This is a genomic window from Rhodococcus sp. Eu-32 (genome assembly GCF_003336925.1).
Taxonomy (GTDB): Bacteria; Actinomycetota; Actinomycetes; order Mycobacteriales; family Mycobacteriaceae; genus Rhodococcoides; species Rhodococcoides kyotonensis_B.
On the sequence record NZ_QGNK01000007.1, the window covers coordinates 197,352 to 220,308 of the forward strand.

Genomic DNA, 22,957 nt, shown 5'->3' on the forward strand with positions numbered 1-22,957 from the left:
AGCCTCTCACAGTTCGCGGATCGAATCGATCAACGATTCGACGTACTTCTCGTGGTCGGGAACGACATCGGGGCAGGCGAGCACGACGACGGTAATGATGTCGCCGCCACCGAAGAAGCCGTGCACCAGTGGGCGGTTCTCGGCCAGCATCGGCGTACCCGACGTGAACGTCACACGGCTGCCGCACAATTCGAGCATCGGTCGAGTGCGGCCGCGGTCCACGCTGACGACGTTCGTGTGAGTCCAGAATTTCGTCGGACGCACGGTCTTTCGGCGTTGCCGAAGGCGCTGCGCGGCAAGTACGACGGGTGCAGGCAGGAGTTCCTCCGCGCGAGCGATGTCGAGCAGTTCGGGTGACGTGACGCGTCGGCGTTCGGCGACAACCAATTCCGCGATCAGTCGAGCCCGCTTGCTCGGATCCGATTCACCGAGGTGTAGATCGACCATGCACGACAGAGCCCGGTTGGCCGACGACCATTCGATGTCGGGACCCAGGGAGACCGGGACACTCGCGTTGAGGACGTCGGGGATGTCGTCGCCGTGTGCGCGCAGGTACTTCTCGGTCGCCGACGCGACGGCGGCCAGGGCCACGGCCGTGACGGGAACCCCGCGTCCCCGCAGCGCCGACGCGGGCAACGGGACGATGTGGACGGCACGGCTGCCGGTGGGATCGACCGTGAGCCGCGTCGACGGTCCGGGCCGTACCGGCGGCGCGAGCTGAGAACGACTGGCCGCGTAGCGTTTTCGCGCGGAACGAATGCGAATCCCGTAACGGGCCAGTCGTATCGGCGTCGCGAGTATCGACGCGGTCGCGGCCAGTATCGGTGCTCGTGGCCGTCGGACAGGGGCGTGTCCGGGTAACGCTGCGCCGACGACGTCGTGGGGTGTCCCGGGAGGTGCGAACAGTGCACTCGCGATGCGGGTGAGACCGAGACCGTCGGTCATCGCATGACTGACCTGCAGGACGACGACCGTCGCCGCGCCGTCGACCGTCGGCACGTCGCGGACGCCTCGGAGAACGTGCAGATGCCAGGCCCGGACCCGCGCGTCGAGACCGACCTCGAGAATGGACGAGATGCGCGTCTGGCACTCGGGCCACGACGCGCCCGTGAGGTCGTGGTCGGACAGGTGACCGGCGGTGTCGCCGGCACTGGGAACCCACGACGGGAAGTCGAGGCCGAGTGGCGCTTCACGCAGCACGATGTTCAGGGCCGGCACCACCGGCCGCCGCGCTACGACGTGCGCTTCGATCGCCTCGAACGTGGGAGGGAGGGCGTCCTCGGCGTCGAACACGTAGATGCCGTACATGTCCGTCGGTCCGCTCACCGCGCGCAGGAAGTGGAACGCCGCGTCCTTGATGTCCAGTTTTGCCATGGTGAGTGGACTGTAAGGTGCACTCAGCGGTCCGCGCCAATGCGACTAGGCTCACCCGCATGAGCGAACGAATCACCTGGGAATACTTCACCGCGCCGGTTCTGATCCACGCGACCAAACAGATCCTCGACAACTACGGAGCCGAGGGCTGGGAACTCGTCACCATCATGTCCGGACCCAACGGGGGCGACACGTTGGTGGCCTACTTCAAGCGTCCGAAGGTCTGACGCATGGCTGACTGGTCGACGCGCCTGGACGAGCTCGGCATCGAGCTGCCGTCCGTCGTACCCCCTCTGGCTGCGTACATTCCGGCCGTGCAGACGGGTTCGCTGGTCTACACGTCCGGACAGCTACCGATGGTCGCAGGCGAACTGACCGCGACGGGCAAGGTCGGCGCCGACGTGTCCGCCGAGGATGCCGCCGAGGCAGCCCGCGTCTGTGCCCTCAACGCGCTGGCTGCCATCGATGCCCTCGTCGGGGTCGACGCCATCAAGCGGGTCGTCAAGGTCGTCGGCTTCGTCGCGTCGGCACCTGGATTCACCGGGCAGCCCGGTGTCGTCAACGGGTCGTCGAACGTCATCGGCGAGATCTTCGGCGACGCGGGCAAGCACGCCCGGTCTGCGGTGGGCGTCGCGGAACTGCCGCTGAACGCACCCGTCGAGGTCGAGCTGATCGTCGAGGTGTAGGGGCCTTCGGCCCACGTGAGCGCGAATGTATAGCCCTCTATGTATTCGCGCTCACGTGTGCGAGCACCTTCTGTAAATGCAGACCCCGCTGCACCGAGCAGGGATGGTCGATTCCGGACTCGATCGACTCCAGGAACTCGCCGAGCAGCACCGCGAAGCAATCCGTCGCGGGTGTCGACCTGTCCGCCAACGACACGACACCGTCGCCGCCGCTCAGTTCCACGCGAAACAGCGACGGCTGCACCGGCGTCCGCAGCGACAGCGACGAGGTGCTGATCGCGCCGCCGTCGTGCTCGAGCACGACGGTCCACGTATCCGACGCCGCATCGAGTCGCGCCAGAGCGACCCCGGCGATGGGACCGAGCGCGACATCCAGCAGATCGAAGACGTGTGGTCCCACATCGAACAGAGCTCCGTCGCGATGGCGCCATTCGGACAGCGAGTACTCGCCGCCCAGCACGGCCCCCGAGAGCCACGTCCCCGACCCGGCACTGAACGTCCGTCCGTCGGTCTCCGCGAGAAACGCCCGCGTCTCCGGCGCGAACCGACGCGTCAGCGCCACGATCGACCGCACCGACGCGTGTCCGACGGCGTCGGCCAGCCGGCGCGCCTCGTCGAGCGTCGCGGCGATCGGCTTGTCCAACAGCATGTGCTTGCCCGCCTCGGCTGCCGCGACGGCCATCGGTGCCTGCACCTCCGGCGGCACCGCGAACGAGACGGCGTCGACATCGGCGAGCAACGCGTCGTAACTGTCGTACACGGGCGCTCCGACGGCCGCCGCCGCGTCGGGACGTCGCGCCCACACTCCGGCGAACTCGACGCCCGGATGTGCGGCGAGCGCGGGACCATGCGTCGACCGCGCCCAGGGGCCTGCACCTACCAGTCCGATTCTCATACTCTTAAAGTACGGCTATGACTCTCGCGCACCCGGCCTACGGTCAGCTCCGGCAGGTGACCGACACCGCGGCGGTTCTGCTCGCCGACAATCCAGGCAAGATGACGCTCGACGGCACCAACACGTGGATTCTTCGTGCACCGGGGAGCGGCGACTGCGTCGTCGTCGATCCGGGACCGAAGGACACCGACCATCTCGACGCGGTGGCGTCGACGGGCAACGTCGTGCTCGTGTTGGTGACCCACCGCCACAAGGACCACACGGGCGGACTGAAGAAGTTCCACAAGATGACGGGTGCGCCGATTCGCGCGTTGTCGGAGAAGTACGTACACGGCAGCACGACGCTGACCGACGGGGAAGTGATCGACGCTGCGGGCGTTCGCATCACCGTGTTGGCGACACCCGGGCACACCGCGGATTCGCTCAGCTTCGTCCTCGACGACGCGGTCCTGACCGGCGACACGATCCTCGGTCGCGGCACGACGGTGCTCGACCCGAAGGACGGCACGCTCGCCGATTACCTGTCGTCGCTGGACCGTCTCGAAGCCGCGGGTGACGGCAAGATCGCGCTACCCGGGCACGGCGCCGAGGTTGCGAACACTTCCGAGGTGGCCCGGTTCTACCGCAAGCACCGGCTGGAACGGCTCGATCAGATCAAGGCGGCGCTCGACGAGCTCGGTCACGATGCCAAGCCGATGCAGGTGGTCAAGCACGTCTACGCGGACGTCGACAAGAAGCTGTGGCCAGCTGCGCGCATGTCGGTGAAGGCGCAGCTGACCTACTTACGGGAGAACTAGCGAGCGCGACGAGCGAGACGCTCGGAATCCGAGATCAGCACGCTCTTGCCTTCGAGGCGCAGCCATCCGCGGTGCGCGAAGTCGGCGAGAGCCTTGTTGACGGTCTCGCGCGATGCGCCGACGAGCTGGGCGATCTCTTCCTGCGTCAGGTCGTGCGTGACGCGCAGCGAGCCGGCTTCCTGCGTGCCGAAGCGCTGAGCGAGCTGCAGCAGAGCCTTGGCGACGCGTCCGGGAACGTCCGTGAAGATCAGGTCGGCGAGGTTGTTGTTGGTACGACGCAGGCGACGGGCCAACACGCGCAGCAGCTGCTCGGCGATCTCGGGACGCTGATCGATCCACGCCTTGAGTGCGTCACGATCCATGCTGACCGCGCGCACCTCGGTGACCGTCGTCGCGGTCGACGTGCGGGGGCCGGGGTCGAAGATCGACAGCTCACCGAACATGTCCGACGGGCCCATGATCGTCAGCAGGTTTTCGCGTCCGTCCGGGGAGCGGCGTCCGAGCTTGATCTTGCCGGAGACGATGATGTACAGCCGGTCACCGGGCTCGCCCTCGTTGAAGACCACATGTCCTCGGGGGAAGTCGACCGGCTGCAGCTGCTTGGTCAGCGCCGCTACTGCGGAGGGTTCGACTCCTTGGAAGATGCCGGCCCGTGCCAGGACGTCGTCCACTTGCGCTCCTTTTGGGATGTCGCCGACCCAGTCACCCGCGCCGACGATGGCGTTTCTCGCGACACGAGTCCGCGCCTCTCACGACGCTCGGACTCATGTCCGTAATCAAACATGACATTTATCTCGGTGAAGTCTACGTCGCCGAGATCGGAAGTGAGTGGCAGGCGCCACCGAAACGTCGTGAAGAAATCGCACGTAATGGACCATTCACCGAGAATTCACCGTCGAACGAGGGTGTTCGACGCGTTTTCGGGGGTCAGCTTGCGCGTTGGTCGGCCAGGTCCTCGGAGTCGTCGACGACGGGTGCGCGGCGCTTGCGGTTGTTGAAACGGTCGAGCGCGTGCGGCATGCCCTCGTTCGCGAGCGTCGCGACCTCGGACGAACTGGCCTGGTCGAGGAACTCCTGGACTTCCTGCTCGTGAACCCCCAGCTTGCTCAACCTGAACTCCACACGCTCCATGGCGAGCGCGAACATCATCAGGAGCACTGGAAAGAGCACCACGGCGAGTCCTTGCATACCGAGCAGTAAACACCCGAAAGGTCTCGATAAGAACACAGGGCAGATTCGTTGCCGATTCTTGTCCGTACAGTTGTGGAGTGAAATCGACTGCCGCCTCGGGCCCCGACGTGCGCAAACGCGAGGAGACCCGACTGGGGCTCGTGCGACGCGCTCGCCGCATGAATCGTGAGCTGGCCCGGGCTTTTCCGCACGTCTACTGCGAACTCGACTTCACCACTCCGCTCGAACTCGCCGTGGCGACCATCCTCTCGGCACAGTGCACCGACAAACGCGTCAACATGGTGACACCTGCTCTGTTCGTGAGATATCGCACTGCCCGCGATTACGCGGAAGCAGACCGAACCGAGCTGGAGGAGTACATCCGCACGACGGGCTTCTACCGCAACAAAGCGAACTCGTTGATCGGTCTCGGCGCGGCGCTGCTGGAGAAGTTCGACGGCGAAGTGCCCGGGAACCTGCAGGACCTCGTGACGCTTCCCGGTATCGGTCGCAAGACGGCCAACGTCGTGCTCGGTAATGCCTTCGACGTCCCCGGCATCACCGTCGACACGCATTTCGGCAGGCTCGTCCGACGGTGGCAGTGGACCGAGGAAGAAGACCCGGTCAAGGTCGAGCATGCAGTCGGCGCGCTCATCGAGCGCAAGGAATGGACGGATCTGTCGCACCGCGTGATCTTCCACGGCCGACGCGTCTGCCACGCCCGCAAGCCCGCGTGCGGAGTCTGTGTTCTGGCCAAGGACTGCCCGTCCTACGGGCTGGGACCCGTCGACAAGGTGGCTGCGGCGGCGTTGGTGAAGGGTCCCGAGACGGACCACCTTCTCGAGTTGGCAGGAGTGGAGCCTGCGGAACGACCCTCGGGGTCAGGCGTGACGCCCGCTTCCGGAAGCGGGTCATGAACGCGTCTGCCGGCCGGTGGTCCCTCGCGGCGTTGGTCGTCGTCGCCGCGCTCGTGTTCGCGATCTGGCCTCGGGGAAACGACGAACCGACCACGACGACCGGTCCGGGGCAGGGCGCCCCGATCTCCGAGGAACGACGCGACGCCGATACTGCGCAGGCACTTGCGCCGCTGCGGGAACGAGCCGCCCTGGATGCATGTCCGACGCCTCCTGCCGGGGCCGTCTCGTCCGGCCCGCTTGCCGGTGTCGAACTCGAATGCATCGGCGACGGCAGCCGCGTCGACCTGGGTGCAGCGCTCGCGGGCAAGCCGGCTCTTATCAACCTGTGGGCGTACTGGTGTGGACCGTGCAAGGAAGAACTTCCGCACCTGCAGGAGTACGCCGACTCGGTTGCGGACGAGCTGACCGTGCTGACCGTGCACCAGGATCGCAACGAGGCCAACGGGTTGACGAAGCTCGCCGACTACGGCGTTCGCCTTCCGGGTGTACAGGACGGTGCAGGCCGTATAGCAGCCGCGGTCGGCGCGCCGAGCGTGCTACCGGTGTCGATTCTCGTCGACGCGGATGGCAATGTCGCCAGAGTGTTGCCACAACCTTTCCGAAGCGTCGACGAGATCGACGAGGCCGTTCGCACCGATCTCGGAATCGCCCGGTGACCGCGCCGCAGTGGTTGAAAGCCGTCGTCGACGCAGCCGGGGGAGAACGCGGCCTCACCGACACCGACGGCATCAATCCCGTGCTGCAACGTAAAGCCGTCGGCCCCGAGCCGACGCGTCCCGCCTCTGTCCTCGTGCTCTTCGGTGGAGCGTTCGACGCCGATCCAACCGCTCGTGGGGGACTGCCTGCCGACGCCGACGTCCTGTTGACTCAACGAGCTGCGACGCTTCGGCAACACAGCGGCCAGGTCGCCTTCCCCGGTGGTGCAACCGATCCCGGCGACGAGTCTCCGATAGCCACCGCATTACGCGAAGCACAGGAAGAGACGGGACTCGATCCGTCCGGCGTGCAACCGCTCGCGACGATGCCCGGAATCTACGTGCCGCCGTCACGATTCGACGTCGTTCCCGTGCTCGCGTACTGGAGAACGCCGAGCCGCGTCGGAGTCGTCGACACCAACGAGGCAGAACGCGTCGTCCGTGTGCCGTTGCGCGAACTGCTCGACCCGGACAATCGGTTTCAGGTCCGGCACCCCGCCGGGTATCAGGGCCCTGCTTTCGCCGTGGACGGGATGCTCGTCTGGGGCTTCACCGGCGGTATTCTTGCGGGTCTTCTGGCCGTCTCGGGCTGGGAAACCGAGTGGGACACATCCGACATTCGCGATCTGGAGGCGAGCTTGGCTGCCGTTGGCGCAGGGTTGGAACGATGACGGGCGGGACCTGGGTCGACATCGTCGTCGTCGGTATCGCGTTGCTCGCAGCGGGTTCGGGATGGCGGCAGGGCGCGGTGGCGTCGGCGATGGCTTTTCTGGGCGTCATTCTCGGAGCTGTCGCGGGCATCCTGATCGCACCGCACGTTCTCGAGCACGTCGACGGGACGAGGCTGCGCGTGTTCGTCGGCATCGCGCTCATCGTGGTTCTCGTCATCATCGGCGAGGTGTCCGGGATGGTTCTCGGGCGGGCGCTCCGGAGCGGAATGCATTCGCGCGGTGCCAGGTCCGTGGACAGCGGCGTCGGCGCGGTCCTGCAGGCTGCGGCCGTGCTCGCCGCGGCGTGGCTACTGGCGATACCGCTGACGTCGTCGTCGCAACCCGAGGTCGCCACTGCCGTGCGCAGTTCGCAGGTGCTCGGCAAGGTCGACGAGGTCGCACCCCAGTGGCTCCGCGGGATCCCCAAGGAATTCTCGGCGCTGCTCGACACGTCCGGGCTACCCGACGTCATCGGGCCGTTCGGGCGTACGCCGGTCGCGAACGTCGAACAGCCGGATCCCGCGCTGGCCGCGAGCCCGCTCGTCGCGCAGCTGCAGCAGAGCGTGCTGAAGGTTTCCGGCGTCGCACCGAGTTGCCAGAAGGCGCTCGAAGGATCCGGATTCGTCGTCGCGCCGCAGGTCGTCATGACCAACGCGCACGTCGTGGCCGGAACCGAAGGCGTCACCGTCGATTCGCTCGGCACGGTCTACGACGCCGAGGTCGTGCTGTTCGATCCCGAAGAAGACGTCGCGATCCTGCGAGTCCCCGGGCTGGACGTGCCCGTCATGAACTTCTCGCCGGAGCCTGCGGTGTCGGGGGAGAGCGCGATCGTGCTCGGCTACCCAGGAGGTGGCCCGTACACGGCGAGTCCGGCACGTATTCGCGAAACCCTGAACCTTGAAGGGCCGGACATCTATCGAACCGGGACCGTCGAACGTCAGGTGTACACGGTCCGCGGATCGGTGCGTCAGGGCAACTCCGGCGGACCGCTCGTCGCCGAGGACGGCCAGGTGCTCGGACTCGTGTTCGGTGCGGCCGTCGACGACCCCGACACCGGATTCGTGCTGACGGCCGACGAGATCGGCGACGAGCTGGCCAGTGGTGTCAACAGCTCGAGCGTTGTCGGCACGGGCGCCTGCATCGTGTAGCGGCTACGCCGCACGTGCGCGCGAATGTACAGCCCGCTGTACATTCGCACGCACGACGGCGTCAGGCCCGGAGAATCAGCGCATTGCCCTGACCGCCACCGCCGCACAGGGCCGCAGCGCCGACGCCACCGCCGCGGCGCTTCAGCGAATGCGCCAGCGAGAGCGCGAGGCGCGCACCCGACATGCCGACGGGATGGCCGAGAGCGATCGCGCCGCCGTGAATGTTCACCTTGTCGGCGTCCAGGCCGAGCTGACCGACCGACGCGAGTGCGACACCGGCGAACGCCTCGTTGATCTCGACGACGTCGAGGTCGCCGACCTTCAGTTCGCCATCCTTTTCGAGCGCCTTCGCGATCGCGTTGGCGGGCTGGTGCAGCAGCGAGGTGTCCGGGCCGGCGACGAACGCCGACGTGCCCAGCTCGGCGATCCATTCCAGGCCGAGCTCCTCGGCCTTCGTCTTGCTCATCAACACCACGGCGGCGGCGCCGTCGGACAGCTGCGACGCGGACCCGGCCGTGATCGTGCCGTCTTCGAGGAACGCGGGACGCAGCTTGCCGAGACTTTCGGCGGTCGTGCCGGCCCGGATGCCCTCGTCGTCGGAGACCGTCGTCGATCCGCGGCGGCTCTTGATCTCGACGGGCACGATCTCGTCGCCGAACCGGCCGTCCTCGGTCGCCGCAGCAGCGAGTTCGTGTGAGCGAGCGGCGAACGCGTCCTGGCCGGCGCGATCGATGTCGGTGCCCTTCACGTAGCGGTCGGTGGCTTCGCCCATGGACACGTCGTCGAACGCGCAGATGAGGGCATCGCGGTCGAGGGAATCGTCGAGTGACGCCGAGCCGTAACGGAATCCGGTTCGTGCACCGCGCGCGAGATAGGGCGCGTTGGTCATCGATTCCATGCCGCCTGCGACGACGATGTCGGCGTCACCGGACTTGATCAGCCGGTCGCCGTCGATGATGGCCTGCAGTCCGGACAGGCACAGGTTGTTGATCGTGATCGCAGGCGTCGTCAGCGGGATCGACGCGGCTGCTGCGGCCTGGCGGGCCGGGTTCGGCCCGACACCTGCCTGTACGACATTGCCCATGATGACCGCGTCGACGGATCCGGCGTCGACCCCGGCCTTCTCGAGTGCGCCGCGGATCGCGTGCGCGCCGAGATCCGCTGCGCTGAGCGATGCCAGTGCGCCGGCAAGCTTTCCGATCGGCGTGCGTGCGCCCGCAATCAGTACGGTCTGTGTCATGTGCGTCTCCCGTGGTCGTCGGTGAGACGCACAATACTTGTATGTCCTAGTGTTTTCGCACGCGCCCAGCTCCCGCGGGCGTCAGGGCTGATCGCGGCACAGCGCCAGAAGCTCCGCCGTCACCTCGTCGGGCGCTTCCTGATGCGTGTAGTGACCTGCGCCGACGACGGTGTGCAGACGCCGTTGGGGTGCCCACTTCGCGTCGGCCGCGACGGTCTTCCGCAGCACGTACGGATCGTGTTCACCGTGGATCTGCAGGACGGGAATGTCGAGTGTCGTGTCCATCGCCTGCATGAATCGTCGCCCGTCGGACCGGAACTGGCTGCGGAACGCCCACCGCTGATATTCCAACGCGCAGTGCGCGGCACCGGCGATGCGAATTGCGGATCGCATCTGCGTCGCGACGTCGTCGAACTCGTCGCTGTTCTGCCACGAAGGGGAGGTCCGCGCTCGCAGAATACGCTCGACGGCAGCCCCGTCGTCTTTGGTCAGGGCGCGCTCGGGCGCGATCGGGACCTGATAGCGCAGGAAGAACGGCAGCAGTGCGCGTCGCTGACCCTTGTCACGCAGGACACCGTGCCGCAGCGCGTTGGGGTGGGGCGACCCGACCAGGCCGATCGCGCGTGTCATGCGCGGATGCAGCGCGGCAGTCGCCCAACAGACGAGACCGCCGTCGGCGTGTCCCACGAGCGTCGCGTTGGTGTAGCCGAGAGCGCGAATGAGCCCGACGACGTCACCGGCCAGGGTCCAACCGTCGTAGCCGCGAGGCGGTTTGTCGGTGTCACCGTAACCGCGTAGGTCGACGGCCACCGCCCGAAAACCGGCGCTCGACAGCGCCGTCAGTTGATGCCGCCACGACCACCAGAAATCGGCGAAGCCGTGCAGAAGAACGACGAGCGGGGCGTCCGACGGCGCATCGGCGGTCTCGACGACGTGAAATCGGATGCCGTTGGCATGAACGTCGCGGTGGATCCACGGTCCACCGAAGCGAACGGTGGACGGATCAGGCTGGATCATCGGCGAGCCCGGCGACGTGCGTCGCTACTTCTTGTAGCCGGGGATGCCGGGCGTGGTCTCGTGCTGGTTCGGCAGAACCGTCGACGCCTGCTTCAGCGAGTCGATGGTCCTCTCGGGCTTGCGCAGTTTCTTCACACGCCGGTATCCGAGGAAGGCGAGGACCGCGGCCACGAGAACCATGAAGGCGAAGACGATCAGGAACGCAGCCCACCGGGGCAACCAGATGTCGAGAGTCTCGGCGGCGAAGAAAAAGAAGAAGAAGGCGCTGAAGATGAGGACCGCGAGAGCGAGGATGAAGAACAGGCTTCCCTGCAGGCCCTTCTTGATCTCACCGGTCACCTCCGCCTTGGCGAGCTCGACCTCGGCACGAACCAGAGTGGAGACCTGCGTCGTCGCGTCCTTGACCAGGCTGCCGATGCTGCCGGTTCCCGGGGCGCGGTAGTCGGGGTCCGACAGAGGGATCGACGAGATCGTGTTCGGTACGCCCTCCGGGTATGCAGTGCCATTGCCGCGATTGGTCTCGCTCAACTTCTCGACCCCTCCACTTGCTGGTGCTGATGATTCTGGTCTCGGCCGGTCTGCCGTAACACTAGTGCCGAACAGGTCGGAAGCGCTCAGGCGGCTGCCGTCCATGTCCCCGATATTCGGGATCCGCTGATTTTCTCAGGTTGTGATCAGGTAATTTGCACACTCGTACATACCCTCTCTTCAGGAGCACAACCGTGAGCACTACCTCCGCCGTTCCCGGCGACGGCACCACGGCACCGGCACCGGAGGTACCACGGTCTCGTATCGTCGTTGCTTCCATGGTCGGGACGTCGATCGAGTTCTTCGACTTCTACATCTACGCCACCGCGGCCGTTCTGGTCTTCCCCAAGCTGTTCTTCCCGGCAGGCAACGACACGACGGCTCTGCTGGCGTCGTTCGCCACGTTCGGCCTCGCTTTCGTCGCTCGTCCCGTCGGCTCGATCCTGTTCGGCCACTTCGGTGACCGAATCGGACGCAAGGCCACTCTCGTCGGCTCGCTGCTGACGATGGGTATCGCCACGTTCGCGATCGGACTGTTACCGACGTACGCAGCCGCAGGCATTCTCGCGCCCGCATTGCTGGCGTTGATGCGCTTCGCGCAGGGCGTCGGCCTCGGCGGCGAGTGGAGTGGCGCAGCACTGCTCGCGACGGAAACCGCGAAGCCGGGCAAGCGCGCCTGGGCTGCGATGTACCCGCAGCTCGGTGCGCCGATCGGCTTCTTCTTCGCCAACGGCATCTTCCTGCTCATCGTCATGATGACGGGTTACGACGCGGCCAATTCCGGGACCGACCACGCGTTCCTCACGTGGGGCTGGCGAATCCCGTTCCTGCTCAGCGCCGTCATGGTGATCATCGGTCTCTACGTGCGTCTGAAGCTCGAGGAGACACCGGTGTTCAAGCTCGCCGTCCAGCGTGGACAGAAGGTCAAAACGCCGCTCGCAGAGGTCTTCAAGACCAGCTGGCGTCAGCTCATCATCGGCACGTTCGTCATGCTCGCGACGTACACGCTCTTCTACATCATGACGACGTGGGTGGTCAGCTACGGCACCGGCAAGGTGTCCGACGTCAACGGGCCGAAGATCACCATTCCGTACACCGACTTCCTCGAACTGCAGCTGATCGCCGTGCTGTTCTTCGCCGCACTCATCCCGGTCGCGGGCTGGCTCGCGGACCGCTTCGGTCGTCGCCCCACGCTGATCGTCATCACGGCGGCGATCATCGTGTTCGGTCTGTCGTTCAACTGGCTCGCCGCTCCGTCGGAGGCGACCGCGGGTCGGATGCTGGTGTTCATGTGCATCGGACTCGCGCTGATGGGTCTGACGTTCGGCCCGATGAGTGCTGTTCTGCCCGAGCTCTTCTCGACGAACGTGCGCTACACCGGATCCGGAATCGCGTACAACACGTCGTCGATCCTCGGTGCCGCGGTGGCGCCGTTCATCGCGACGTGGCTGGTGTCGTCCTACGGCGTCGGCTGGGTCGGTGTCTACCTGGCCATCGTCGCCGCACTGACGTTGATCTCGCTGATCGTCATGCGGGAGACCAGGGATCAGCAGCTCGAGAACGTGTAAACACACGTGCGTGCGAATGTATAGCGGGCTATACATTCGCACGCACGAGCCGCGTCAGCGGCCTTTCTTGATCGCCTCGAAGACAGCGGGGTCGACGAGCGTGGAGGTGTCGCCGAGGTCGCGGCCTTCGGCGACGTCGCGCAGGAGGCGTCGCATGATCTTGCCGGAGCGGGTCTTCGGCAGTTCGGGGACGATCGAAATCTCCCGTGGCTTTGCGATCGGTGAGATCTCCTTGGCCACTTCGGCTTTCAGCTCGGCGATGAGGTCGTCGCCGGTGTTCTCCACTCCGGAGCGCAGGATCACGAACGCCACGATGCCCTGACCGGTGGTCTCGTCCGCGGCGCCGACGACGGCTGCTTCGGCAACACCGTGATGCCCGACGAGGGCGGATTCGACCTCGCTGGTGGAGATGCGGTGGCCGGAGACGTTCATGACGTCGTCGACGCGGCCGAGGACCCACAGGTCGCCGTCGTCGTCGAAGCGGGCGCCGTCACCGGCGAAGTACCAGCCCTGCTCGGGGTAGCGGGACCAGTAGGTTTCCTTGTAGCGATCCATGTCGCCCCAGATGCCGCGGAGCATCGACGGCCAGGGCTGGTCGAGAACGAGGTAGCCGTTGCCGCCGGGGCCGAGAGGCTGGGCGTCGTCGTCGACGATCTTCGCCGAGATGCCCGGTAGCGGTGTCTGTGCGGAGCCGGGTTTGGTCGAGGTGACGCCGGGGAGCGGGGAAACCATGATCGATCCGGTCTCGGTCTGCCACCAGGTGTCGACGATGGGTGCGGTGCCGCCGCCGACGACGTCGCGGAACCAGCGCCACGCTTCGGGGTTGATGGGTTCACCGACCGAACCCAGCAAGCGGACCGTCGACAGGTCGTGTGCTTCGGGAATCTCCTTGCCCCACTTCATGAATGTGCGCACGAGGGTGGGGGAGGTGTAGTAGATCGACACCTTGTACTTCTCGATGACGTTCCAATGCCGGTGCTCGTCAGGCGAATTGGGGGTTCCTTCGTAGACCACCTGAGTTGCACGGTTCGAGAGCGGGCCGTACACGATGTAGGAATGCCCTGTGACCCAACCGATGTCGGCGGTGCACCAGTAGACGTCCTTGCCGGCCTTGTGGTCGAAGACGTTGTGGTGGGTGTACGAGGTCTGCGTCAGGTAGCCGCCTGAGGTGTGGATGATGCCCTTGGGCTTACCCGTCGTCCCCGAGGTGTAGAGGATGAACAGTGGGTGCTCGGCCGGGAACGGCTGCGCCTCGTGCTCGGTGGACGCCTTGGCGACGGTGTCGTGCCACCACAGGTCGCGCCCGTCGGTCCAGGAAACCTCGGAGTCGGTGCGCTTGACGACGAGAACATGCTCGATGGAGGCGGCGCCGTCGACTGCTTCGTCGACGGTGGCTTTGATCGGGGCGGGCTTGCCGCGTCGCCACTGGCCGTCGGTGGTGATGACGAGTTTGGCTTCGGCGTCGTCGACGCGGGAGCGCAGGGCGGTGGCGGAGAAGCCGGCGAAGACGACCGAGTGGGTCAGTCCGAGGCGGGCGCACGCGAGGATGGAGACGATCGCTTCGGGGATCATCGGCATGTAGATCGCGACGCGGTCGCCGGCGACGAGTCCGAGGTCGGTCAGCGTGTTCGCGGCCTGGGACACCTCAACGAGCAGGTCGGAGTAGGTGACGTCGCGAGAATCGCCCGGCTCGCCTTCCCAGTGGATCGCGACCTGGTCGCCGTGCCCGTCGATGACGTGGCGGTCGACGCAGTTGTAGGCGACGTTGAGTTCGCCGTCGCCGAACCACTTCGCGACGGGCGCGTCGGACCAGTCGAGCACCTCGGTGAACGGGGTGTGCCAGTGCAGCCTGCGTGCCTGCTCGGCCCAGAACGCCAGACGGTCCTTCTCGGCCTCGGCATACAGGTCCGCGGTCGCGTTCGCCTGGGCCGCGAAATCCGCGGAGGGCGGATACGAATCCGACGCGGTCTCATGGGCTCCGGAGGTACTGGTCGTCATCTCGAATAGCTCTCTTTCGTCCGTCGATTTCGCCGCTCAGCACATCACCGAACACGGGCTTGCAGGCGCTAGTGAGCGTAGTCACATGTGAGCGCGGTCGCATCGTTGCAGCGCCGTGCAACCCTGTGATCTGCGGCGATCGGTCGGTTTGGCGCGGTAGGCGGTATTCAGGGCCGTCCCGTCGGGCAGGTCCGAACGTAGGGGCCCGTGCGGCGTCGAAAACGAGTTGCCGAAACGTTTCGATCATGTTGCGTGGTTACTCGTGAGTCAGCAATTTGCGGGGGAGCTCACATCGTCATCTCAGGATGTGTCTAGAGTCCTGTGTATTCAGATCGTTGCCCCCGCGTACGACGCGGGGTAGGCGGTCGCCCCCACATACTCCGTGGGCGTGACGCCCATGGGGTCGATCGCGGCGAACCCGCGATCGAACCGAAGAGAGGATTTGCTTTGCGTAGAACGCGCATCGCGACTGCCGCGGTTGCGGTCGTCGTAGGAGCCGCGCTGGTGACAGCGTGCTCGTCGAGTGACTCGTCCAGCGGCGGTGGATCCGGTGATGGTTCCGCGATCGTCAACGCATGGAGCGGCGAGCCGCAGAACCCGCTCGTTCCCACCAACACCAGCGAGAACACCGGCGGACGCGTCGTCGACTCCATCTTCGCCGGTCTCGTCTCGTACACGCCGGAAGGCGGCGTCGAGAACGAAGTCGCCGAGTCCATCGACACGACCGACGGCCAGAACTACACCGTCACGCTGAAGGACGGCTGGACGTTCACCGACGGCTCCCCGGTCACGGCGAAGTCCTTCGTCGACGCGTGGAACTACGGCGCGCTGTCCACCAACGCGCAGCTTCAGGGTTCGTTCTTCGATCCCATCCAGGGCTACGACGAGGTCGCGGCCGAGAACCCGACGGTTCAGACGATGTCCGGTCTCCAGGTCGTCGACGACAAGACGTTCACGATTCAGCTGAAGCAGCCCGAAGCTGCGTTCCCGGATCGTCTCGGTTTCGCCGCGTACTACCCGCTGCCCGAGGTCGCCTACGCCGATATGGCTGCGTTCGGCGAGAACCCGATCGGCAACGGCCCGTACAAGTTCGCGCAGGAAGGTGCGTGGCAGCACAACGTCCGCATCGACCTGGTCACCAACCCGGACTACGACGGCAACCGCAAGCCCGTGAACGGCGGCATCAACTTCATCCTGTACAGCAACCTCGACACCGCGTACACGGATCTGCTGTCGAACAACGTCGACGTTCTCGACAACGTCCCGTCCTCTGCTGTGACGACGTTCGAGACCGACCTGCCGGACCGCACGGTGAACCAGCCGTCGGCCAGCATCGAGACGTTCACCATCCCGGGCCGCCTCGCGCACTTCGGCGGTGAAGAGGGTGTTCTGCGTCGTCAGGCGATCTCCAAGGCGATCAACCGCGACCAGATCACCGAGCAGATCTTCAACAACACCCGTACCCCGGCCAAGGACTTCACCAGCCCGGCCATCGAGGGATACACGGACTCGCTCGAGAACGAAGGAAACGTCGAGTACGACCCCGAAGGCGCCAAGGAACTCTGGGCACGGGCCGACGCGATCGCACCGTGGTCCGGCACGTTCGCTATTGCGTACAACTCCGATGGTGGACACCAGGAATGGGTCGACGCTGTCACCAACAGCATCCGCAACACCCTCGGCATCGAGGCGCAGGGCGCCCCGTACCCGACGTTCGCGCAGCTGCGTACCGAAGCCACCAACCGCACCATCCCGACGGCATTCCGTTCGGGCTGGCAGGGTGACTACCCGCAGCAGTACGGCTTCCTGGCGCAGAACTACCAGACCGGCGGCAGCTCCAACGACGGTGACTACTCGAACCCCGAGTTCGACCGTCTGCTCCGCGAGTCGGCCAGCGAGACCGACAAGGACAAGGCGCAGGACCTGATCAACCAGGCTCAGTCGATTCTTCTGAACGACCTGCCCGCGGTCCCCAACTGGTACCGCAACGCGGCCAGCGGTTGGTCCGAGAACGTGAGCAACGTTCAGATCGGTTGGGACGGTATCCCGATCTACTACGCGATCGAGAAGAACTGATCGAAGTAGCTCCATCCTCATGAGACCGAGCAGGGCGGTAGGTCTTCACCTACCGCCCTGCTCGTGTGCTTCCCCCGAATTCACGTCGTCTCGGTGACGTCCGCCTTTTCTCGAAGGAGGTGATCCGATGCTTTGGTACATCGGACGCCGATTACTTCAGATGATCCCCGTCTTCATCGGGGCAACATTTCTGATCTATGCCATGGTCTTTCTGCTTCCCGGCGACCCCATTGCAGCGCTCGCGGGAGACAAAGCCATCAGCCCGGCCGTCGCCGACCAGCTTCGTGCCCGCTACAACCTCGACCAGCCGTTCATCGTGCAGTATCTGCTGTATCTGAAGGGCATTTTCACGTTCGACTTCGGAATGTCGTTCTCGGGCCGCCCGGTCAGTGAAGTTCTCGTACAAGCATTTCCGATCACCGCCAAGCTCGCGGCGATGGCTCTCGTCATCGAGGGTGTGTTCGGCATCGGCTTCGGTCTGATCGCAGGCCTGCGCAAGGGCAAGTTGTTCGACTCGACGGTCCTCGTCGTCAGCCTCGTCATCATCGCCGTGCCGATCTTCGTCATCGGCTTCCTCGCGCAGTTCTTCATCGGCATCAAATGGGGCATCGTCCCGCCCACCGTCGGTGGCAACACGAGTTTCAAGAACCTGTTGCTACCCGCCTTCGTGCTCGGTGCGGTGTCGTTCGCCTACGTGGTGCGTCTGACGCGCACGTCGGTGGCTGAGAACCTGAACGCCGACTTCGTCCGCACGTCGACGGCAAAAGGCTTGTCGCGCAGCCGCGTCGTCAACGTGCACGTGCTCCGCAACTCGCTCATCCCGGTCGTCACGTTCCTCGGCGCCGACCTCGCCGCATTGATGGGTGGCGCGATCATCACCGAGGGAATCTTCAACATCAACGGTGTCGGCGGCACGATCTATCAGGCCGTCATCCGGGGCGAAGCGCCGACGGTGGTCTCGTTCGTGACCGTTCTGATCGTCGTGTATCTCCTCGCGAACCTCGTCGTCGATCTCCTCTATGCAGCGCTCGACCCAAGGATCCGCTATGCCTGAGTCAACTACACCGCAGGCGGGACGCGCAGTCCGCCAAGCACGTTTCGTCGAGAAGGACGACGTCGTCGACGTCAGCCAGACCGATGCCGTCAGCATCGACGAGACGCCGTCGAGCATCTGGCGCGACGCGTGGCGCAGTCTGCGCAAGCGCCCGATCTTCATCGTGTCGGCGGTCATCATTCTCGCGGTGATCGTCGTCGCCGCGTTCCCGAGTCTGTTCACCAGCACGGACCCGCGTTACTGCAATCTCGACTTCAGCATGCAGGGACCGCAGTCCGGTCACATCTTCGGATTCGACCGTCAGGGCTGTGACATCTACGCCCGCACCATCTTCGGCGCCCGCGCGTCGGTGCTCACCGGCGTCGGCGTGACGTTCCTCGTGCTCGTCATCGGCGTCCTGTTCGGTTCGTTCGCAGGGTTCTACGGCGGCTGGGCCGATTCGCTGCTGTCGCGTCTGACGGACATCTTCTTCGGTGTGCCGCTGATCCTCGCGGCCATCGTGCTGATGCAGCTGTTCACCGACCGCACCATCTGGACGGTGATTCTGGTCCTCGCGCTGTTCGGTTGGCCGCAGATGGCCCGTATCACCCGCGGTGCCGTCCTCGCAGCGAAGAACAACGACTACGTGATGGCGTCGCGCGCTCTCGGAGTATCGAAGGTGCGCACCCTGATTCGGCACGTGCTGCCGAATTCGATGGCGCCGATCATCGTCATCACGACGATCTCGCTCGGTACGTTCATCGTCGCCGAGGCGACGCTGTCGTTCCTCGGTATCGGCCTCCCTCCGACTGAGGTGTCCTGGGGCGGTGACATCAGTGCCGCGCAGGTGACCCTCCGTCAGGGATCGACCATTCTGTTCTATCCCGCTGCCGCACTGGCGATCACGGTGCTGGGATTCATCATGATGGGCGACGCCTTGCGCGACGCTCTCGACCCGAAGGCACGTAAGCGATGAGCATCGAAACCGAGAACATCGAGCAGCCGCTGCTGGACATCAAGAATCTCGAGGTGTCGTTCCAGTCGAATTCCGGCCCGGTGCCGGCAGTTCGGGGCGTCAGCCTGACGGTGTACCCGGGGCAGACGGTCGCGATCGTCGGCGAGTCCGGGTCGGGCAAGTCGACGACGGCGCACTCCATCATCAACTTGCTGCCCGGTACCGGAAAGGTGACGGCAGGCGAGATCTGGTTCGACGGGAAGGACCTCGCTCAGGCGAAGGAGAAAGACTTCGTCGAGGTCCGTGGAAGCCAGATCGGTCTCGTCCCGCAGGATCCGATGTCCAACCTCAACCCGGTGTGGAAGATCGGTTTCCAGATCGAGGAGGCGTTGGCCGCCAACAACATCGCGAAGGGCAAGGCCGCGAAGGCGCGGGCGATCGAACTGCTGGACGAGGCGGGCCTCTCCGAGTCGGAGAAGCGCGTCAACCAATACCCGCACGAGTTCTCCGGAGGTATGCGTCAGCGTGCGCTCATCGCGATCGGCTTGTCGGCGCGTCCGAAACTGCTGATCGCCGACGAGCCGACGTCCGCACTCGACGTGACGGTCCAACGGCAGATCCTCGATCACCTCGAGGGCTTGACCAAGGACCTCGGCACCGCCGTGCTGCTCATCACGCACGATCTCGGCCTCGCGGCCGAGCGCGCCGAGCACCTCGTCGTGATGAGCAAGGGGCGGATCGTGGAATCCGGTCCGGCACTGGAGATTCTGCAGAATCCGCAGCACCCGTACACGAAGAAGCTGGTCTCCGCGGCACCGTCCCTGGCGTCGCAGCGGCTGACGTCGTCGGTCGCCCGCAAGGACATCGTCGAGCACGCCAAGGAGGTGGCCGAGGAGGTCGCCGCCGAGGAGACGGCAGCGGGAACTGCGTTCGAGCCGGAGAAGAGCACGGTCCTCGTCGTCGACAAGCTGACCAAGCAGTTCAAGCTACGTGGTGGCAGTCCGTTCAAGTCGTCGCTGTTCACAGCCGTCAAGGATGTGTCGTTCACGGTCCAGCGCGGCACGACGACGGCCATCGTCGGCGAGTCCGGATCGGGCAAATCGACTGTCGCACAGATGGTTCTGGGCCTGCTCGAACCGACCGAGGGCTCCGTGAAGTTCGACGGCCGCGACGTCGCAGGCCTCGGCAACAAGGAGGCCTTCGCCTTCCGTCGCCGCGTGCAGCCGATCTTCCAGAACCCGTACGGGTCGCTCGATCCGATGTACTCGATCTACCGGACCATCGAGGAACCGCTTCGTACCCACCGGGTCGGAACCAAGAAGGAACGCGAAGCGCGCGTACGGGATCTGCTCGACAAGGTCTCGCTGCCCGCATCCGTGATGCGGCGGTTCCCGAACGAGCTGTCCGGTGGTCAGCGTCAACGTGTCGCAATCGCGCGTGCGTTGGCTCTCCAGCCGGAGATGGTCGTGTGCGACGAGGCGGTATCCGCACTCGACGTGCTGGTGCAGGCCCAGATCCTGGAACTGCTCAACGACCTGCAGTCCGAGTTGGGGCTGACGTACCTCTTCATCACCCACGACCTGGCCGTCGTACGCCAGATCGCCGACGACGTCCTCGTCATGCGGTCGGGTGAGATCGTCGAGGCGGCCAAGACCGACGAGGTCTTCGACAACCCGAAGCAGGAATACACGCAGCGTCTACTCGCTGCCATCCCAGGCGGATCCATTCCCCTCGGGGCGTGACGGACGGAGCCTGCGGGTCACTCCGCAGGCTCCGCTCCTGCCCAACCGGGTCACTCCGCAGGCCCCGCTCCTGCCCAGGTAGCGTCGTGTGTCGTGACGGACCCCCTGGCCCCGCTTCTGGAACTCCCCGGCATCGCCGACGCGGCCGAGCGTGCCCGCGACGCGCTGGGCGCCGTGCATCGGCACAAGACGAATCGACGCGGATGGCCTGCGACCGCCGCGGAAGCCGCGGTCCGCGCCGCGCGGTCGTCGTCCGCGCTCGAGGGCGGTTCCATGGACTTCCCACGTGAAGGGGAGGAAGGCGACCCCGTCCTCGCCGGCTCGCTGCGTGTGGCGTCGGCACTCGACGGCGACGCGTTGCAGAACTTGCTTTCGGTGTGGAAGCGAGCACCGCTGCAAGCACTCGCCCGACTTCATCTACTCGCGGCCGCTGATCTCGTCACCGACGACTCCCTGCTGGGTCGACCGCGTGAGGGCGACGGCATCGGTGAACGACTCGACCTCCTCGCCCAGCTGGTCACCGGCGGAACGTCCGCACCCGCACCCGTCATCGCGGCGATCGTGCACGGGGAGTTGTTGACGCTGAAGCCTTTCGGCACAGCCGACGGCATCGTGGCCCGTGCAGCGTCGCGGTTGGTCGCGACGGCGTCTGGACTCGATCCCCACAATCTCGGTGTGCCCGAGGTCAGCTGGATGCGTCGATCCCAGGCGTACCGCGACGGGGCAGTCGGTTTCTCGGCAGGCACCGCGACGGGCGTCGGAAGTTGGATCATGTTGTGCTGCGGCGCACTCGAAGCCGGAGCTGCGGAAGCGACGTCGATCGCCGACGCGTCGGCGAGCTGATCTCGTCGCGCGCCGCGGGCCACCCGCTCACGTGAAAGGCGGCGATGCCGACTGTGAAAGTCGGCGTCGCCGCCCGTCAGCACGGACTATCCGGTTACCAAGCGTGCATAGGTGGGCTGTGGCGATCTTTCGATCGCGAGGCCTCGGCGCCGGTTCGGTGAGGAGGGAGGTCATCCCTGCAACCGGTGCAGGGTTCTTGCTGCCGCCTACCGAATCTCGCAGGCCCACAGCGCTTCTGCCATGTCAGCGGCGCGCTCCGCGTGGGTACCTGATGTCCGTGCTGGGAGTCCGGGTCGGGAGAGCGAACCTTCTCTTCCGGATCGATCTTGGCCTTCCGTTTCTCCGTGCTTCTTTTCTACCCTGTGGTGCGGCTCACATCAAGGGGTTGTCAGCCTTTTCTTCGGAGCAATCCGTAGGTGACCGCACCGGCTATCACAGCGCCGAAACCCACTGCGGCACTTGCCGCAACGGCTGTGCCCGACGGTGCCTGAATCCGGGCGCGCAAGGATACGGGATTCGAGAAAGTGAGGATGGGCCAGCCCTGCGTCGCCGCTTCCTTGCGCAGAGCGCGGTCCGGGTTGACCGCGGTCGGATGTCCGACGGCGTGCAGCATCGGTAGATCCGTCATCGAGTCCGAGTACGCGAAACACTGTGCCAAATCGTAGTTTCGGGCCACGGCGAGTTCCTTCATCGCTTCGACCTTGCCTTCGCCGTAGCAGTAGAACTCGACCGTCCCGTTGTATCGGCCGTCGACGACTTCCATACGGGTCGCGGTGCTGATGTCCGCTCCCAGCACCTCCGCGATCGGGGCGACGATCTCCTCCCCGGACGCGGACACCACGACCACGTCGTGACCCCGCAGTTTGTGATCGGCGATGAGTTCCGTCGCCTCGGCGAACACCAGCGGATCGACTATGTCGTGCAACGTTTCCGCGACGATCGACCGGATCTGCTCGACGTCCCAGCCGGCGCTCATGGCGGCGATATGGGCGCGCATCCGTTCCATCTGATCGTGATCTGCTCCGGAGAGGAGGAACAGAAACTGCGCGTAGCTACTCTTGAGTACTGCACGTCGGTTGATGAGACCTTGGTCGAAGAACGGCTTGCTGAATGCAAGCGTGCTCGACTTGGCGATAATTGTCTTGTCCAAGTCGAAGAATGCGGCAATTCTTCCGGCAGGGCGAGGTGATTCGGCGTCGTCGGCGCCGGCGCTGGTGGTCACGGTCCTCACAATAGAGGGCTGACGTGTCTCGCCGATGTCTCGAGCGAAACTACCGGTGGAAAACATGAAACTTGAACTTGCAAACAGCGCCTTGGCCGGGTGTAGTATTGAAACAGTCCGATTCGGTTCGTCGTCTAGTTCAGCCCGACCCCCGGGGCTGAACTAGACGACGACCCTCGCCTCCTCCCCCCCCTGGCGAGGGTCGTCCTCTGTTTCGGGCCCTGTGTCGCCCAGTCATCTCCTCCTGGTGTGCGAGTTCTGTTGTGCGATAACCGGACTTACCAGTCGGTAGTGCGCTCGTGCCGATAGTGGTACCACCGTCCAGTAATTCATCCACAGCCCC

At 65.4% G+C, this 22,957-nt stretch carries 22 protein-coding genes; 13 read left to right on the top strand and 9 right to left on the bottom strand.

Annotated elements, in window-relative coordinates; translation table 11 throughout:
• Positions 1-6: 6 nt before the first annotated feature.
• A complete protein-coding gene (locus DK926_RS11190; RefSeq protein ID WP_114330452.1) occupies positions 7-1,374 on the bottom strand; it encodes a wax ester/triacylglycerol synthase domain-containing protein in 1,368 nt (455 codons plus the stop codon).
• Between the two features lie 59 nt (positions 1,375-1,433).
• Between DK926_RS11190 and DK926_RS11195 the strand changes: the two genes are divergently transcribed.
• A complete protein-coding gene (locus DK926_RS11195) occupies positions 1,434-1,601 on the top strand; it encodes a DUF4177 domain-containing protein (protein WP_114330453.1) in 168 nt (55 codons plus the stop codon).
• 3 nt (positions 1,602-1,604) lie between these two features.
• A complete protein-coding gene (locus DK926_RS11200; protein WP_114330454.1) occupies positions 1,605-2,060 on the top strand; it encodes a RidA family protein in 456 nt (151 codons plus the stop codon).
• A gap of 37 nt (positions 2,061-2,097) precedes the next feature.
• On the opposite strand, the gene DK926_RS11205 is transcribed toward DK926_RS11200, so the two are convergent.
• A complete protein-coding gene (locus tag DK926_RS11205; protein WP_114330455.1) occupies positions 2,098-2,955 on the bottom strand; it encodes a Gfo/Idh/MocA family oxidoreductase in 858 nt (285 codons plus the stop codon).
• A 17-nt stretch (positions 2,956-2,972) separates the two neighbouring features.
• Here DK926_RS11205 and DK926_RS11210 point away from each other — a divergent pair, with 17 nt between their 5' ends.
• On the top strand, positions 2,973-3,752 hold the full coding sequence (locus tag DK926_RS11210; protein ID WP_114330456.1) for an MBL fold metallo-hydrolase: 780 nt from the start codon (positions 2,973-2,975) through the stop codon (positions 3,750-3,752).
• On the opposite strand, the gene DK926_RS11215 is transcribed toward DK926_RS11210, so the two are convergent.
• Entirely contained in the window at positions 3,749-4,423 is a 675-nt protein-coding gene (locus DK926_RS11215; RefSeq protein WP_019662947.1) for a Crp/Fnr family transcriptional regulator, read from the bottom strand. The genes DK926_RS11210 and DK926_RS11215 overlap by 4 nt on opposite strands.
• A 256-nt stretch (positions 4,424-4,679) precedes the next feature.
• The gene (locus tag DK926_RS11220) at positions 4,680-4,940 is read right to left on the bottom strand and encodes a hypothetical protein (RefSeq protein ID WP_068426612.1); all 261 of its coding nucleotides are present in this window, start codon (positions 4,938-4,940) and stop codon (positions 4,680-4,682) included.
• A gap of 161 nt (positions 4,941-5,101) precedes the next feature.
• Here DK926_RS11220 and nth point away from each other — a divergent pair, with 161 nt between their 5' ends.
• Genes nth through DK926_RS11240 form a run of 4 tightly spaced genes read left to right on the top strand, consistent with a single transcriptional unit; the run spans position 5,102 to position 8,392 of the window.
• Positions 5,102-5,839: an endonuclease III gene (nth, locus tag DK926_RS11225; protein ID WP_243636756.1), complete on the top strand. Its 738-nt coding sequence runs from the start codon at positions 5,102-5,104 to the stop codon at positions 5,837-5,839.
• The gene (locus DK926_RS11230) at positions 5,836-6,495 is read left to right on the top strand and encodes a TlpA disulfide reductase family protein (protein ID WP_114330458.1); all 660 of its coding nucleotides are present in this window, start codon (positions 5,836-5,838) and stop codon (positions 6,493-6,495) included. The genes nth and DK926_RS11230 overlap by 4 nt, the downstream gene beginning before the upstream one ends.
• 14 nt (positions 6,496-6,509) lie before the next feature.
• Positions 6,510-7,205, top strand: a complete 696-nt coding sequence (locus DK926_RS11235) for a CoA pyrophosphatase (RefSeq protein ID WP_068426694.1) — start codon at positions 6,510-6,512, stop codon at positions 7,203-7,205.
• A complete protein-coding gene (locus DK926_RS11240) occupies positions 7,202-8,392 on the top strand; it encodes a MarP family serine protease (RefSeq protein WP_068426599.1) in 1,191 nt (396 codons plus the stop codon). The genes DK926_RS11235 and DK926_RS11240 overlap by 4 nt, the downstream gene beginning before the upstream one ends.
• Before the next feature lie 61 nt (positions 8,393-8,453).
• Here DK926_RS11240 and DK926_RS11245 read toward each other — a convergent pair whose 3' ends face one another.
• The 3 genes from DK926_RS11245 to DK926_RS11255 all read right to left on the bottom strand — a co-directional run bounded on the left by DK926_RS11245 (position 8,454) and on the right by DK926_RS11255 (position 11,177).
• Complete coding sequence (locus tag DK926_RS11245) at positions 8,454-9,632, bottom strand: acetyl-CoA C-acyltransferase (RefSeq protein ID WP_114330459.1); 1,179 nt, start codon at positions 9,630-9,632, stop codon at positions 8,454-8,456.
• Between the two features lie 81 nt (positions 9,633-9,713).
• Positions 9,714-10,649 carry an alpha/beta hydrolase gene (locus tag DK926_RS11250; RefSeq protein WP_114330460.1) on the bottom strand — a complete coding sequence of 312 codons (936 nt, stop codon included), beginning with the start codon at positions 10,647-10,649 and terminating at the stop codon, positions 9,714-9,716.
• A 24-nt stretch (positions 10,650-10,673) separates the two neighbouring features.
• Positions 10,674-11,177 carry a phage holin family protein gene (locus DK926_RS11255; RefSeq protein ID WP_114330461.1) on the bottom strand — a complete coding sequence of 168 codons (504 nt, stop codon included), beginning with the start codon at positions 11,175-11,177 and terminating at the stop codon, positions 10,674-10,676.
• 194 nt (positions 11,178-11,371) lie between these two features.
• On the opposite strand from DK926_RS11255, the gene DK926_RS11260 reads away from it, so the two are divergent.
• Positions 11,372-12,745 carry an MFS transporter gene (locus DK926_RS11260; protein WP_243636750.1) on the top strand — a complete coding sequence of 458 codons (1,374 nt, stop codon included), beginning with the start codon at positions 11,372-11,374 and terminating at the stop codon, positions 12,743-12,745.
• A gap of 54 nt (positions 12,746-12,799) precedes the next feature.
• On the opposite strand, the gene acs is transcribed toward DK926_RS11260, so the two are convergent.
• Entirely contained in the window at positions 12,800-14,743 is a 1,944-nt protein-coding gene (acs, locus tag DK926_RS11265) for an acetate--CoA ligase (RefSeq protein ID WP_114330463.1), read from the bottom strand.
• 447 nt (positions 14,744-15,190) lie between these two features.
• Between acs and DK926_RS11270 the strand changes: the two genes are divergently transcribed.
• From DK926_RS11270 to DK926_RS11290, 5 genes are all read left to right on the top strand, one after another.
• The gene (locus tag DK926_RS11270) at positions 15,191-16,819 is read left to right on the top strand and encodes an ABC transporter substrate-binding protein (RefSeq protein WP_114330464.1); all 1,629 of its coding nucleotides are present in this window, start codon (positions 15,191-15,193) and stop codon (positions 16,817-16,819) included.
• A 127-nt stretch (positions 16,820-16,946) separates the two neighbouring features.
• Complete coding sequence (locus DK926_RS11275) at positions 16,947-17,873, top strand: ABC transporter permease (protein WP_114330465.1); 927 nt, start codon at positions 16,947-16,949, stop codon at positions 17,871-17,873.
• Positions 17,866-18,828, top strand: coding sequence for an ABC transporter permease (locus DK926_RS11280; protein ID WP_068426578.1), 963 nt, complete (start codon positions 17,866-17,868; stop codon positions 18,826-18,828). Before DK926_RS11275 ends, DK926_RS11280 begins: the two co-directional genes overlap by 8 nt.
• Positions 18,825-20,549, top strand: a complete 1,725-nt coding sequence (locus DK926_RS11285; RefSeq protein ID WP_068426576.1) for an ABC transporter ATP-binding protein — start codon at positions 18,825-18,827, stop codon at positions 20,547-20,549. Before DK926_RS11280 ends, DK926_RS11285 begins: the two co-directional genes overlap by 4 nt.
• 93 nt (positions 20,550-20,642) lie before the next feature.
• On the top strand, positions 20,643-21,392 hold the full coding sequence (locus tag DK926_RS11290) for an oxidoreductase (RefSeq protein WP_114330466.1): 750 nt from the start codon (positions 20,643-20,645) through the stop codon (positions 21,390-21,392).
• Between the two features lie 388 nt (positions 21,393-21,780).
• On the opposite strand, the gene DK926_RS11295 is transcribed toward DK926_RS11290, so the two are convergent.
• Positions 21,781-22,614, bottom strand: a complete 834-nt coding sequence (locus DK926_RS11295) for an HAD-IB family hydrolase (RefSeq protein ID WP_114330467.1) — start codon at positions 22,612-22,614, stop codon at positions 21,781-21,783.
• Positions 22,615-22,957 lie beyond the last annotated feature (343 nt).

Excerpts from the sequence above, each read along its gene's own strand:
- DK926_RS11190 (WP_114330452.1), bottom strand. The coding sequence starts at position 1,374 with ATGGCAAAACTGGACATCAAGGACGCGGCGTTCCACTTCCTGCGCGCG.
- DK926_RS11195 (WP_114330453.1), top strand. The coding sequence starts at position 1,434 with ATGAGCGAACGAATCACCTGGGAATACTTCACCGCGCCGGTTCTGATC.
- DK926_RS11200 (WP_114330454.1), top strand. The coding sequence starts at position 1,605 with ATGGCTGACTGGTCGACGCGCCTGGACGAGCTCGGCATCGAGCTGCCG.
- DK926_RS11205 (WP_114330455.1), bottom strand. The coding sequence starts at position 2,955 with ATGAGAATCGGACTGGTAGGTGCAGGCCCCTGGGCGCGGTCGACGCAT.
- DK926_RS11210 (WP_114330456.1), top strand. The coding sequence starts at position 2,973 with ATGACTCTCGCGCACCCGGCCTACGGTCAGCTCCGGCAGGTGACCGAC.
- DK926_RS11220 (WP_068426612.1), bottom strand. The coding sequence starts at position 4,940 with ATGCAAGGACTCGCCGTGGTGCTCTTTCCAGTGCTCCTGATGATGTTC.
- nth (WP_243636756.1), top strand. The coding sequence starts at position 5,102 with ATGAATCGTGAGCTGGCCCGGGCTTTTCCGCACGTCTACTGCGAACTC.
- DK926_RS11230 (WP_114330458.1), top strand. The coding sequence starts at position 5,836 with ATGAACGCGTCTGCCGGCCGGTGGTCCCTCGCGGCGTTGGTCGTCGTC.
- DK926_RS11240 (WP_068426599.1), top strand. The coding sequence starts at position 7,202 with ATGACGGGCGGGACCTGGGTCGACATCGTCGTCGTCGGTATCGCGTTG.
- DK926_RS11245 (WP_114330459.1), bottom strand. The coding sequence starts at position 9,632 with ATGACACAGACCGTACTGATTGCGGGCGCACGCACGCCGATCGGAAAG.
- DK926_RS11250 (WP_114330460.1), bottom strand. The coding sequence starts at position 10,649 with ATGATCCAGCCTGATCCGTCCACCGTTCGCTTCGGTGGACCGTGGATC.
- acs (WP_114330463.1), bottom strand. The coding sequence starts at position 14,743 with ATGACGACCAGTACCTCCGGAGCCCATGAGACCGCGTCGGATTCGTAT.
- DK926_RS11275 (WP_114330465.1), top strand. The coding sequence starts at position 16,947 with ATGCTTTGGTACATCGGACGCCGATTACTTCAGATGATCCCCGTCTTC.
- DK926_RS11280 (WP_068426578.1), top strand. The coding sequence starts at position 17,866 with ATGCCTGAGTCAACTACACCGCAGGCGGGACGCGCAGTCCGCCAAGCA.
- DK926_RS11285 (WP_068426576.1), top strand. The coding sequence starts at position 18,825 with ATGAGCATCGAAACCGAGAACATCGAGCAGCCGCTGCTGGACATCAAG.